The sequence below is a fragment of the Pseudoalteromonas sp. A601 genome (assembly GCF_002165575.1).
Classification (GTDB): Bacteria; Pseudomonadota; Gammaproteobacteria; order Enterobacterales; family Alteromonadaceae; genus Pseudoalteromonas.
In genome coordinates, this window is sequence record NZ_MXQF01000010.1 from 114,481 (window position 1) to 128,512 (window position 14,032).

Annotated in this window: 8 protein-coding genes; 2 read left to right on the forward strand and 6 right to left on the reverse strand. The window is 39.7% G+C overall.

Annotation, left to right across the window (positions count from 1 at the left end; all coding sequences use genetic code 11):
* Positions 1-73 precede the first annotated feature (73 nt).
* A complete protein-coding gene (locus tag B5G52_RS10375) occupies positions 74-778 on the forward strand; it encodes a response regulator transcription factor (RefSeq protein ID WP_087532571.1) in 705 nt (234 codons plus the stop codon).
* A gap of 7 nt (positions 779-785) precedes the next feature.
* Here B5G52_RS10375 and B5G52_RS10380 read toward each other — a convergent pair whose 3' ends face one another.
* The 6 genes from B5G52_RS10380 to dinF all read right to left on the reverse strand — a co-directional run bounded on the left by B5G52_RS10380 (position 786) and on the right by dinF (position 13,018).
* Positions 786-2,297 carry a YifB family Mg chelatase-like AAA ATPase gene (locus tag B5G52_RS10380; protein ID WP_087532572.1) on the reverse strand — a complete coding sequence of 504 codons (1,512 nt, stop codon included), beginning with the start codon at positions 2,295-2,297 and terminating at the stop codon, positions 786-788.
* 33 nt (positions 2,298-2,330) lie between these two features.
* Positions 2,331-2,945, reverse strand: coding sequence for a trimeric intracellular cation channel family protein (locus B5G52_RS10385; protein ID WP_087532573.1), 615 nt, complete (start codon positions 2,943-2,945; stop codon positions 2,331-2,333).
* Between the two features lie 72 nt (positions 2,946-3,017).
* The gene (locus B5G52_RS10390) at positions 3,018-3,395 is read right to left on the reverse strand and encodes a hypothetical protein (protein WP_087532574.1); all 378 of its coding nucleotides are present in this window, start codon (positions 3,393-3,395) and stop codon (positions 3,018-3,020) included.
* 52 nt (positions 3,396-3,447) lie between these two features.
* Positions 3,448-6,957, reverse strand: a complete 3,510-nt coding sequence (locus tag B5G52_RS10395) for a hypothetical protein (protein ID WP_087532575.1) — start codon at positions 6,955-6,957, stop codon at positions 3,448-3,450.
* 610 nt (positions 6,958-7,567) lie between these two features.
* Positions 7,568-11,581: a two-component regulator propeller domain-containing protein gene (locus tag B5G52_RS10400; protein ID WP_087532576.1), complete on the reverse strand. Its 4,014-nt coding sequence runs from the start codon at positions 11,579-11,581 to the stop codon at positions 7,568-7,570.
* Positions 11,582-11,680: 99 nt separating this feature from the next.
* Entirely contained in the window at positions 11,681-13,018 is a 1,338-nt protein-coding gene (gene dinF / locus B5G52_RS10405; protein WP_087532577.1) for an MATE family efflux transporter DinF, read from the reverse strand.
* Between dinF and B5G52_RS10410 the strand changes: the two genes are divergently transcribed.
* Entirely contained in the window at positions 12,995-14,026 is a 1,032-nt protein-coding gene (locus B5G52_RS10410) for a polysaccharide deacetylase family protein (RefSeq protein WP_087532636.1), read from the forward strand. The genes dinF and B5G52_RS10410 overlap by 24 nt on opposite strands.
* Positions 14,027-14,032: the final 6 nt, after the last annotated feature.

Sequence of the window (14,032 nt, forward strand, 5' to 3'; positions counted from 1 at the left end):
AACCCTCTCTGTACTCTATCCTTTTACGAATGAGTGCTAACATAGGGTTATTATTGAAAGTAATTAAGATACTATGACTATTCACGTTTTACTGGTTGAAGATGACGAATTATTAGTTAAACGCATCATCAATCACTTTGCTCAAACTGAGTTTCACATTGAAAACGATGCAACTGGTGCTCAAGCACTTGAAATTGTTAAATCCCGTGAAAACGCCAGCAATGCTATTTCATTAGCCGTTGTAGATATAGTCTTACCTGAACGAGATGGCCTTCATCTAGCAAAAGAACTGAATACACTCACTAACATTGGTGTAATCATGCTATCTAGCCGCGACTCGCAAGCAGATAGAATCGCAGGTCTTGCGCAAGGTGCTGATGATTATATTTGCAAACCCGTAGATTTGTTAGAACTTGAGCTACGTATGCGAGCGCTTTATAAGCGCTTAAAAAGCAATAATGATAATGACGAAAGCGAAGAGTTTATTGAATATGCAGACTTTAAACTGCATCCAGATAATCGTACTTTAATAACAACTAATGGCATTGAATCACGCCTAACAGAAGCAGAACATAAAGTACTTATTTGCTTAATTTCCAATGCGGGTAAAGCCACCTCAAGAGAAAAAATTTCTGAAGAAATAGGCCAACCAGATTGGAGCCCTAATGACCGCACAGTTGATGTTTTGATTGGCCGACTACGTAAAAAGCTCAGTGACGAAAAAGACCAAAAACGCATTGTTACCGTACGCGGTAAAGGCTATATGTTGTCGATATAGTATTTATTCAATATTGTGTTAACTGGCTAATTAAGCGCTCAAAAGCCCTGTAATTCAGGGCTTCTTTTAAATCATTTAAACTGATATTTGTGGCGCCTTTTAAATCACTAATCGTCCGCGCGACTTTAATGACCCGATGATAAGAGCGTGGCGAGAGCGATAGTTTCTCACTCGCTTTGGCTAAAAAATGCAATTCGGCTGAGGCCAGTGCACAATGCACGCTCATTTCCTTGTTATTAAGTCGAGCATTCACTTTTCCCTGACGTGCTAATTGAATATTATAGGCTGCTTCTACCCTGGCACGCACAATTTCGCTGCTTTCTTCTTCTTCGGTGCTTTGCAGCTGACTGCTACTTAGACGCGGCAACTCGATTTGCAAATCAATACGATCAATAAAGGGCCCTGATACCCTAGATAAATAACGCATAACCTGATCTGGCGTCGCGCGTTTATCATTATGACAACCGGTGGGGCTCGGGTTTAAGGCCGCTATAAGTTGAAATTGAGCAGGAAACTCCATTTGTCGGGCTGCTCTTGAGATTGTAACGGTACCGGTTTCCATAGGCTCACGCAAAGAGTCCAACACCTTTCGCTCAAACTCAGGAAGCTCATCTAAGAAGAGTACGCCATTATGCGCCAACGATATTTCACCGGGCTTAGGATTAGAAGAGCCGCCAACTAAAGCAACGGCGGAGCAAGTATGATGGGGACTGCGAAAAGGGCGTTTGCGCCAATTTGTTAAATCAATAGATTGGCCAATTATAGAGTACAACGCAGCACTTGATAGCGCCTCTTCATCAGACATGCCGGGCATTATAGTTGGCATACGCTGCGCGAGCATTGACTTTCCAGTGCCTGGTGGGCCTAAAAAAAGTAAATTATGGCCACCCGCAGCCGCTATCTCTAATACTCTTTTAGCACCTGGCTGGCCTTTCACATCACTTAAATCATGGATAAAATGCGTGTTATGAACACGTTCCGCATACTCAATGTTTAAAGGCAGTGGCTGCTGGTTAAGTAAATCATTCCATACATCTTGAATTGAATAAACAGCTTTGCGAGCAACCCCATTAACTAAACTTGCTAAGCTGTCATTGACCGCGGGTAAAAAACAGCACCGACCTTGCTCTTTCGCAGCTAATACCGACGGTAAAATAGCATTCACACCACGCACTTCCCCATTTAGAGCAAGCTCACCGTAAAATTCATAACGCTCGAGCTCATTACACACCACTTGCCCTGAGGCGACTAAAATACCCACGGCTATGGCTAAATCAAATCGGCCACCGTCTTTAGGTAAATCTGCTGGAGCGAGGTTTACCGTAATCCTTTGATCTGGAAAACCAAATTGAGAGTTTTCTAATGCGCTACGAACTCGGTCTTTCGCCTCTTTTACTGACGCTTCTGGCAGGCCAACAATATGAAAAGCAGGTAAACCATTACCTAAGTGAACTTCCACCATTACTTCTGGCGCTTGAATCCCTATTTGTGCACGAGAATATATACGAGCTAATGACATCCTTTGTCCCTGTAATATTACTTTTATTACAGTCTAGTCAGGATATTTGAAAATATGTAGTGTTAGTTGCCATTTCATGGCTGCTAAGCGTAAAAATAAGGTCGTTAGCATTGCTAAAACCATAGCAACTTCTGTCATTACATTAAATGAGATGCTTTGCGTATACACAAATCCACCAGCAATGCAGGTGATAGCGTACAGCTCGCCTTTTAAAAGCATCGGAATATTACCTGCTAATACATCGCGGATCATCCCACCAAAGCAGCCTGTGATTATTCCCATAATAATCGCAGTCGTAGCAGGCATGCCTGCTAATAATGCTTTTTGTGCTCCCATCACGGCAAAAAATGCTAAACCAAACGCATCTGCAACATGTAAATGATAGAGCGGAATAGACTTTTGCTTATTGATTAATCGCGCAGTAACAAAAATAGCAGCTAAAATAGCGATAAAATAACTTTGATCATGTAACCAAAAAACCGGCACATCTAGAATTAAGTCGCGCAGAGTGCCGCCGCCAACAGCGGTAACGGTTGCGAGTACCACTACACCAAAGCCATCCATTTTTTTATCATACGCAATTAAAGTGCCCGACACCGCAAACACGGCTACGCCGATTAAATCAAACCAGTGGTAAAGTTCAGTCATGCTTGTAACTAAAAAGTGATCTATGTAATCGTTTTAACACAATCACCACACAGTTTTAAGTCATCTTGGTAATTAATCTGTTTTTGCTGCTAATTCTATAAACTCTAGGCTTTGTGTCATGATATTGTCAGCTATAGTGCCATCAGAGAAAATTGACTCTTTATCAGCAGCAGTGTCTGGGTTTTCTACCAACTTTTGATAGTCACTTTCAAGTTCTGCCCATAAGCTTCGCTGCTGTGCATTAAGTAACACTTTTTGCTTGCGCGCTTTTTCGGCTTCAGAGTAGGCCTCTTGTGCTTTAAAAAAAGCATCTGAAGCATCATCTTTAGTGCCTTTAGTTGCAGTTGCAAATAAGTCGTTGCTAAAATCAGTGACATCTTGCTGCATTGAATCAACCGTTTCACAACCTGTGATACTTAGTAGAGAAAAAACTAATAACAATTTATACATTGTATAGCTCCTTAAAAGTAAAACGGAGCCGTAAGGCTCCGTTATATAGTAACTACTGCTTTAACATACTACCCATTACACTAATATAAAGCTCAGGGTCTTCTTTATCTGGATGGTTATCTGGGGCTTCAAAGCCAAACACTGATACAGCAAAACCTTCGTCTTCATTAATAATCGCCTCTGGTGAAATTATGACTCCATAAGCAGAATCACCTTCTAGCTCTAATGGGCTATAAAGCTTAAGCTGGCCAAGCTCAATTGACCATTCAACCACTCGAAGTTCGCCATTAATTTCAAAGCGCGCATCGTCTGTCATAATATCGACTACTAAATCAACTTGGCCGGTACCGTCATCTGTAAGATAGCGAAGTATATGCTGGCCTAAAACGTCTGCTTCAGTAAACAGCAGTTCATTACTACTTACCTCTGTTACACGTTGCATCACGCCAAAATCGTCGCCATCATGCCAGATAATCTTGTTACCACTTGGTTGCACAACAAAGTATGGGTCTTGGTCTGCTAAGCTGTCTAGTTGATTTATATAGTAATCAACTGTCACAGCTAAAGTACTTGGGTCACCACTTTCATCGCTTTCAACTGTATACATACTACCAGTAATACCTGGCTCATACCCACTCTCATGATCTAGCTCAATAAAGGTGCCATCTTCTTTGAATACCACCAAGAAAAAGTCATCATCAGCAATTGAACCATCAAAGTAAGCACCCACTAACGGATTACTTGAATCATAAATTCGAGTTAAAACAAAGTTCCCTTCACCGTTAATATTCAGGGTTAAGGTATCGCCTTCAACACTTGCCAATATAGTTTCATCTTCATCTAAGCCAAATGAACCATTAGTATCTTCGGTTAAGGTGACAACGAACTCACCAGTTTCTTCATTCCAAGTAAAGTCACCAATCTCAAAGCCGGGAAATGCATCATCCACATCAGCATCAGCTTCGCTTTGAACATGCACCCATTTACCATCACGAATTACAACCACTACATCTGGCTCATCAGCAATCTGCCATGCGCCATCAAGGGGGTGAACTGGCTGAGGGCGAACAACCTGTACATTTTCTGCAGCCATTGCTTCATCAAAGTACCAAGCTTGTGTATTTGCCTCATTACACACCCCGCCCTGTTCATAAATACACACTGTCAGGAAGTTACGATCAAAGTCCATTATTTTGATTTGCTGATCACTATATAAAAGCTTCCCAGAAGCTAAGCTATAATCATACGACTCTGAAAAACCTGAGTCAGTGAAACTAATTGTGTAACTGATAGGCTCGCCTTGCTCACCATAGTTTGTCATGATGGCTATTGTCTCTACCCCCTTACTATTAGGCGTATACAGTTCGATATAATTGACATTAGTTGGGTAACCGTTTGTGCCAAAGCCTGGGTTCCCTTGAATCCAATAGGGTGCAAAACGTGTAACACCATAATTATCCGATACGGCGAAGTTACGTAGATGTGATGAATAATCATCAACACGCTCTGAACCATCCATATTGAAGAAGCGATACTTACGATAGGTAAAGTTTTGATCATTAGCTGATGCCAGTAAACGTTGTGAAAACTCACTGTATACTTGACACGTTTGGCCCTCAGGACATGTTGGCTCAATACCGTTGTCAGTATAGTAATTGTATCGTAAAAATTCCCCCTCACTGCTAATCTGCCATGAACGGTAATTTTGGTTCAAATTAAAGTTCATTAAGCCATCATCATAGACATCGTAGTGTAAGTCTGTTTGTGGCGAATTATACCCGAGGAAAATAGTCCATTTGCCAAGCAATTCATCAGCTGTAAATGCCAAATTATTATCTTTAACCATTAAGCCAGATGAGGTGCGTGTCGATCCATCTGCTTTAGCATTTAATGATGAAGCAAATTGGTAACCTACTTGTAAATCTTTGATTAACCAAAATTCATAGTCTAGTGTTGCTTGTTCATCTGTGTTGGTAACGACTAAGCGATTATCAATTACTTGCCAAGTGATACTGACAGGATCTTTGTCGTTATCTTTGAGCGTTCCTACTCCAGCGGCCTCTAAATCAAAAGCAATAGCATTCCAACCACCCTGCAGGTCATTTACACCATCCACAACCCATGTGCCAATTAATTCATCGGTGGTAACAGCAATTGTCTTTTGCTTTTCAATTAAACTTAAGTTATCAGAAACTTCATATGTAAAATGTACATCACCTGTATTACTCCAACGATCTTCATACTTCCTATATAACTCAACTGTTTTGCTCGCATCATTCTCAAGGAGCACTGTCATGTCTAAATCAACGAGGTAACGACAGCTTTCTTGCTGCTCATTGTTTTCAGATGTCTGCACATGACAGAATGTTCCAACTGGCTCATCCAAAGTCATGCTCACCTTTTCACCAGCTTGTTGCCACGTAAAGTTTGCATCTGCATCTGAGAAACTGATATAACCTTTGCTCTCGCTTGAAAAGTGCACCTGTGCCGTTAATGTGTGGTAGTTTTGTGGCATCATTAAAATGAATTCACCGCTCATATCACTTACCGTTTTGTCGACCAGCTCGCCATCTTCTTTGATGTCATTCTTAGTGGCCTCTATTAAATCAGGATCTTGGCTTTCTACTGTATTAATGAAGTTATCTATGTCATCAGCATTTGAAATCAAATCCAGGGTCGACTCAACCCCTTCAGGCAGTTCATAATTATCTTCATCGACAATAATTTTAATTAACGCCGCTAATAAAAGCTTTTCATCAGCATCAACAGCTAATAAAGCGTTATCAAGTGCCTGTTCGTCTGCTATCTCGCCATTACCTCGTTTAATAAGTGCAAACTCTGATGTGCTTACGTTAGTAATGTTTACGCCAAAGTTTTCCTCTTTAGTTAGTTCGCTATCTTCGCCAGCTTGGTTCATTAGCGTAGCAACCGATTTTAGCTGCGAAATAAACTCCACCTCAGGGTTTATTGCGGTATTTCCTAACGCAACTAAGCGTACAAGCTTATTCGCAAATGAGTCATCTACCTCAATTTCAACACTGTATTTACCATCGCCATCAGCAGTAACGTCAAAAGTTTCATCGCCTACCAGCACTGCAACATTTGATTCTTTAATGGGCTCATCTGTCACAATACCGGTAATAGTTACCGTAAGTACCTTACGCTTTAATTCAATTGTCACTTGAGCTGATGTTGTTGCACCTTCGTTATCGGTTACAATCACCTCAAGCACTAGCTGTGCATCATCTTCAAGTTCAGGAGCAGTAAAACTAATATTTGCGGTGTCACTGCCTGTCAATATGACGTCTGGCCCTGACACATGTTGCCAAGCGTAGCTAGAAATGCTGCCATCGCTATCACTTGCAGTAGCTGAAATTGCTAACTCATTTCCCTCTGTTACTTCTGTCTCACCAGAAATGCTGACTGTAGGGCTATTATTATCCGACACAGGTGGTGTAGTGTTGTCATCTCCATCACCGCCGCCGCCACAACCAGCAAGGTGTAAGGAACTAATTAGTAGTGCTGAAGCTCCTAGGCTTTTAATTTTATTTGAAGAACTCATTTTATTATCCTTATTTACCTACAATTCAAATCAAGCGCTTACTAAGACGAGCATCAGTGCGCGCTTGATAAATTAGGTGAATTTATTGATAAACGGGGGAGTAAATTTTCAACGGTACATAAGATACTGAGCTAAGCGATCCTAAAATGAGGAAGTCAGACATCCATATAACGTAACAATTTATTCCATTTCGTGTATCGGTAGATGTGCGTGTTTAAACGCAAATTAGCTGCATTAATGGTAGATGAATACGCTATAAAACAACGTGTTAATTTACGCCTAAAATGAACTCTTATCCGACAAAAACTAAAATTTCAATAACTTAAAGCGAATATTTATCACTGTGAGGGATTGTGATTTTACTGCCTATACAAAATAGAGAACGACAGGAATAAACAAAAATAGCAGAGGCTGGCCTACTCTCCAGCCTCCACCGAAGGAGAAAACTCAAAACAACTCGCTAACTTAGCAAGACGAAAAAACTAAGTATTGCAAAAAATAAGCAGCCTATATCTAAAGACTGAATAAACAGCATAAGGGAAGACTATAAAAAAGCAGCTCTCATTTACGACCAAATTGTTCTCATATACGACAAAACATTAATATTCAATCAATTAGAAACCTGAAACTCTTTTGCTGTCATACCAAACTTAGCTTTAAATGATTTTGAGAAGTGAGAACGAGACGTAAACCCTACATCATCTATAACTAAATTAATTTGTCGTCCCTGCTTTAATAACTCAGCCGCTTTGATCAACCTGTAATCACGGATATATTCTGTTGGTGATATGTTTATTAGCGCTTTTAATTTCCGCTGAAATTGTCGCTCACTTAAAGCCAGCTCTTTAGCACAGCGCGGCACAGTTAATTGCGTATCTTGGTAATGGTTTGCTAGGAATTCATTCAAATCTGATAATAGCTGCGCATCTTTTGGATCATGATTGGGCCGGTTAGCAACAATTGTCGGCAACTTATTATAGTTATTGATTCCTTGATGATAGGTGTTTAGCCAGGCTATCCAATTGTCTACTTTGACTAATAACTCAGCACGGTCGAAAGGTTTTGTAATAACATCAAGGGCGTAATGGTTTAGTCCTTTTAACTTACTTTCATGGTCACCTTTTGCTGTTAAGATAATCGCAGGGATATGACAAGTAACCCGCGATTCATGCAATGCTTTTAATAACTCAAACCCATCCATTTTAGGCATCATTAAATCGGTTATTAATAAATCGGGTACATGTTTTAACATAAGCTCCATAGCTACATCACCATTTTCAGCCGTTAAAACATTATATTTTTGCAACAACTCCGTTTTCAGATAATGACGTAATTCATCATTATCTTCCACAATAATCACGGTTGCAGCATGTTTGTTTTTCACCGTATGAGTGAGAACCACTTGTTTATTACTTTCAACTTTTACCCGTTTTTGTGCAGTAATTAACTTAAACTTAATTGTAAACTGCGTGCCTTCACGTAACTTACTTTTTAAATCAATTTGCCCTTGGTATTTATCAACAAGCCTTTTCACAATTGATAAACCTACCCCGCTGCCTTCAATATTGACGTTTCCTGTAGCGCGATAAAACAAATCATAAACCTTATCAAGTTCGACTTCAGCTATGCCTCGACCTGTATCGATAAATTCGATAACTGCCTGTTCATGATTTGCGAAAACCTTAAACTCAATTTTCCCTGTTTTTGTATATTTAAAAGCATTACTCAATAAGTTATTAAAAATAGTAATTAATCCCTCACGGCTCGCGTCGATATATAGGGCTTCTTCAATATGATAATCAAATTGTAAATTTTGCTTGCCTAGTACTTTAAATTGCTCAGCCACTTCTCGCGCGATAACTGATAGAGAAAGTTGTTTGACTTCATCATCTCCACTTTCATCAAACCGCGTTAAAGTTAATAATTTATCGACTAACCCTTCTAAGCGCTTTGCATTTCGTAAAACTAAGTTCAGATCTTCACGTTTTTGCAACTCCCCCTCATTAGCTAATAATGCTTGAGTTGGTGCAACAAGTAAGCTTAACGGGGTTCTTAACTCATGTGATGCATGGGTAAAAAAGCGCACTTTATTTTCGAGGGTATTGCTCAAGGCAACAGCCTGCTTCTCTATGAGGCTTTTTTGTGTTGCTATTTCTTGAGTTCGCAACGTAACAAAGCGCTCTAACTCGTGCTTTTGACTGCGTAAACGACGTGTCCATAAAGTACTACACAACCAGATAAAACCAATCAATAAGATAAAATATAAACCATATGAAATTGGTGTTTGCCACCAAGGGGTTATCACGTGAAAGTTTATGACTAGAGGAGTTATGGCTTTTGCGCCAGCATTAGACGTTGCCTCAACGACTAACTTGTATTTCCCCGCAGGTAAGTTGGTATATTCAATTGCAATATTACTACCTGCTGCGGATCGCCATTGTTGCTCAAAGCCCGTTAAGCGATAACGAAACCTATTTTCTTTGGGCTCTTGATAATGCAGATAATTAACCCCTAGCGAAACCCTATTTACAGAGAACGGGATAGTTAAATGACGGCTTTTATCAACCTCATAATGCATACCTAACTCACTACCAATACTATTGCGTAACGGCTGATCATCAAAACTTAATTGCGTAAGTGCTAGCTTTGCGGATAACTGTTTTGTTGTTTGTGTACCTGGCGTAAAAACAGTGAGTCCTTGGGTACCACCAAATATTATTTTATCTTGACTGGTTTTGTAATATGCGCCCGCATTAAATTCATTCCCTTGTAAGCCGTCTTTAGCTTGAAAGTGTTCCATATTAAGTGTTTTGGTGTTCACTTTTACTAGACCATTATTAGTGCTTAGCCAAACATATTGCCCTTGCGATATTAGTCCGTACACCACCTGATTTGGCAGTCCTTCCTCAATACCTAAGTGAATTATTCTACTGGATTTCGCTTTTATAATATTCACACCATTAGAAGTAGCAAGCCACATATCACTATTTTCAAGCAATAAAAATGCGCGTACCGTATTATGGCTGAGGCCTTCACCCTGCGATAATTTACTAAAATGAGTAACATTTTCAGAGCGCATATTAAATTTATACGCGCCACTGCCGTCTGTAGCAATCCACAGGTTATCATCTGAGCCTTGATACAAACTGGTCACTCGAGGAGCATCGATGTATAGAGCACTGCCTTGTTGAGGTTTAGCGTAGCTAATAAAATAGTTCAATTCTCTATCAAATCGAAACAACCCCCCCCCATTGGTGCCTACCCATACTTGATTACGGTTATCGACCAACAGGCTATAAATGCTGTTTTCACTCAAGCCATGATTACCGTCATCAACATTATACCTAATGAGTTCGCCTTGTTTGGTGATCACGTTTATGCCGTCAGCCCAAGTACCGATCCACGTATTGCCAAGCTTATCTTGCGTAATTACTTTGACAGCATTGCTCGATAAAGCCAACGGTGATGACTGTGTATCTAAATGCTGTAATCGGTTAAATTTCTCATCAAGTATGTCAATACCGCCACCCCAACTTCCATACCATAGCCGCTGCTGTGGATCCTCATGTAGTGCCCATGAATCATTACTCGATAATGGGTCTGGCTTTTTTAGCTTTGTAAAATTTAAAGATGCGGGATCTAGCTTATTGATTCCATTTGCAGTACCGAACCACATAATACCCGTTTGGTCCTTAAATACGCTGTACACTCTGTTATGAGCTAAACTATATCTGTCAAACGGGTCATGCTTTAAATGAGTAAAACGCTTTTGTGATTTATCATAAATACTCACCCCTCCACCACGAGTGGCAAACCAAACCCGCCCAGTATCATCAAACTCGATATCCCGCACTTGGTTGCTAGATATCGAGTAGGGATCATTTGGATCATGACGCCAGTTTATGTATTCATTACCAGTTAGATTAATCCTGTAAACGCCTCCTCCTTGTGTAGCTAGCCATACATTGGAGTCTACATCCTCCTTAATTGAAAAAATGCTCGGATGTACTTTATGGCTATTAAAAACGTTATGTAGGTAATTATTAACAAGCTGATTTGTTTGCAAATTATAATGGAAAAGCCCACTGCCATGAGTGCCAATCCATAAAACACTATTAATCATTGTGAGTGCATAAACTGGTTTTTTTAAATGCTCTGCAATTATTTCAATTTTTGTGGAATCACGACTTATTCGATAGACAACCCCATCAAATGTGCCAACAAATAACCAACTTTTAATTGGAAGTACTGAGGTAATACGCTTATTTTTTAAAAATGGGGCAGCAAACTCATAGTTATAAAGATTCAGTTGATTCACCCCACCATGGCGTGTACCAATAAATAATTTATTTTGATTATCTAAAGCAAGGGGATAAATATAATTATTAGTTAAAGAGTTAGTATTTTTTGCAGATGCCTTAAAAACGTCAAAACGGTTGCCATCATACCGATTAAGACCATCTTGCGTGGCAAACCACATAAAGCCAAGTTGATCTTGCTCTATATTAAATACCACACTTTGCGACAAGCCCTCTTCGATACTGTAATGCTTAAACGCCGCAAAAGCACTTTCAACCTGAAAGAAACATAGAAAACTAGCTAATACCCATAGCTTAACTTTCATCCACTACTCTTTAATCTTTTTGTTATTAGGATAAAGAATAGACGAAACCTAAAATTAACACACGTAATTAGTTGGTTGTACCTGTTAATTTTTACTAATTCACATTTTAGTTAAACGTCTTCCTTTATATAACTGTGTATAGCGTATAATCAAGGTCACGCCACGTAATAACATAAAGCTAGTCATCGCTAGCCAGAGGCCATGGTTTTGCCACCCCTCGAATAACAAGAACACCCCAAAAAAGCCAACACCCGCAGAGATAATCATGGTATTTCTCATATCTTTTGCGCGCGTTAAACCTACAAATATACCGTCAAATAAAAAACAGCTCATTGCAGCAATCGGTAATATAATTAACCAAGGAAGATACCTATTAGCAGCGGTGATAACTTCAGGAACATCTGTTAATAGTGAAATGATTTGCGAACCGAACAAAGCAAAGAAAATACTGTATGCACACGCAAATATCCCTCCCCAAAACAAACTGACCCTCACCCATAAATGAATTTTACGCGCGCTATTTTGCCCTTTAGCGTGACCCACTTTAGCCTCACTTGCGTAAGCTATGCCATCTAATGCAAAACTCACTAACATTAAAAAATTCAGCAAAACAGCATTTGCTGCAAGGGTGACCTCTCCAATGCGCGCACCGTAAAAAGTCATAAAGCTAAAGCAAAGCTGCAAGATGAGTGAGCGAATAAAAATATCACGATTCAAACTGAGTAAATCCAGCATTTTTGCAGCACTGAACCAGTTTTCGAGAAATAGAGGCACGGCCATTTTTTTTGCTAACTTAAACACCAAACAAACCGCAAATACCAGTGCTGTATAATCTGCAATAACAGATGCCCAAGCTGCGCCTGCAACTTGCCAATCTAAAAAGACCACAAAATAGACATCTAATACAATATTTGTAACATTGGTCACTAACAATAAGTAAAATGGCCCTCGCCCGTAATGCACGCCGAGCATCCACGCTAATAACACTAGGTTACACAACGCGGCTGGGGCGCTGAATATTCGAATATCAAAATAACTGTAAGCTTGCTGTAAAACCTCGCTATTTGAACCCGACAGATAGGCGATAGCTTCCTTAATAAAGGGTGATGAAGCTAATAACGAGAAAGCGACAATTAATGCCAATACTAGACTGCGTTTTAATAAACCCGCTAATAAAACTAAATCTTGCTTACCATATGCTTGCGCGACCAACCCAGTGGTACTCATGCGTAAAAAACCTGCTAGCCAAAATAATAACGAAATTACTGAGGCTCCCAATGCAATCCCAGCTAAATAATGCGCACTACCAAGGTGACCAATTACCGCAGTATCAACAATTCCTAACAATGGCACGGTTATATTTGATAGTATCATCGGACCCGCTAACAACAGCAAGCTTTGATGGTGTGCCTTATGACGTTTAAGAAATTGTTTCACTGTGTTTTTCCAATCCTATTTTGGTTATCTTTACCTGCCAAAAGTGCAGTTATTTTACAATACCATCATGTTAGCGAAACACTACCTGCAGTAACGAGTATCAGTGCTAATGCCTTCACTGAACACCTTAGCTATTTGCAGCAACATGATTTTGAGGTAATTCCACTCAATGAGTTATTAACGGCACTGCAAGCGGGGCAAAGTTTACCAGATAAAACGGTAGCGATTACATTCGATGATGGTTATAACAATAACTATGAACAAGCAGCACCTATACTTGAGAAGTTTAATTTTCCTTATACTATTTTTGTTAACCCTAAACTTATTGATGAAGGAAAAAGCTATGTTATGGGTTGGGATAAATTAAGAGAGCTTGCTAAAAAAGGAGCACTGATCAGCAATCATAGTGCTCAGCATGATTATTTACACAAAAAATATTACGACGAAAGTGATGCTCAATGGCAAACACGTATCAAACAAGATATTTTATCGTCACAGCAACGAATAAAAGAAGAAATTGGCCATGATTACAAATACCTAGCATACCCTTATGGTGAGTTTAACAATAAACTACAAGCATTAATAAAAGAGATTGGCTTTATCGGTATTGGTCAACACTCTGGGGCGCTTGATGCAAATGCCGATTTTACCCGCCTGCCTCGCTTTCCTGCATCCGGTTTCTACAGTAAGCTAGAAACCTTGATAACTAAATTAAACTCACGGGCTTTTTCAATCAAAGAGCTGACTTACAACGACAGCGTTACAAACCAAAACCCTCCACAAATTAGTATTACATTTAATATGGGGGATTTTCACAAAAGCCAACTGGCGTGTTATGTCTCTGGTGTTGGCCAAGCAGAACTAAACTGGATCAGTAATGACACTGTCGTTGTTAATTCTTCGAAAAAGCTTAGCCGAGGGCGTTCAAGGTTTAACTGCACTGCGCCATCTAAAAAACACAAAGGCAGTTACTATTGGTTCTCACAACCTTGGGTAATTGTTAAATAACATCTT

Excerpts from the sequence above, each read along its gene's own strand:
- B5G52_RS10375 (WP_087532571.1), top strand. The coding sequence starts at position 74 with ATGACTATTCACGTTTTACTGGTTGAAGATGACGAATTATTAGTTAAA.
- B5G52_RS10380 (WP_087532572.1), bottom strand. The coding sequence starts at position 2,297 with ATGTCATTAGCTCGTATATATTCTCGTGCACAAATAGGGATTCAAGCG.
- B5G52_RS10385 (WP_087532573.1), bottom strand. The coding sequence starts at position 2,945 with ATGACTGAACTTTACCACTGGTTTGATTTAATCGGCGTAGCCGTGTTT.
- B5G52_RS10390 (WP_087532574.1), bottom strand. The coding sequence starts at position 3,395 with ATGTATAAATTGTTATTAGTTTTTTCTCTACTAAGTATCACAGGTTGT.
- B5G52_RS10395 (WP_087532575.1), bottom strand. The coding sequence starts at position 6,957 with ATGAGTTCTTCAAATAAAATTAAAAGCCTAGGAGCTTCAGCACTACTA.
- B5G52_RS10400 (WP_087532576.1), bottom strand. The coding sequence starts at position 11,581 with ATGAAAGTTAAGCTATGGGTATTAGCTAGTTTTCTATGTTTCTTTCAG.
- B5G52_RS10410 (WP_087532636.1), top strand. The coding sequence starts at position 12,995 with ATGACGTTTAAGAAATTGTTTCACTGTGTTTTTCCAATCCTATTTTGG.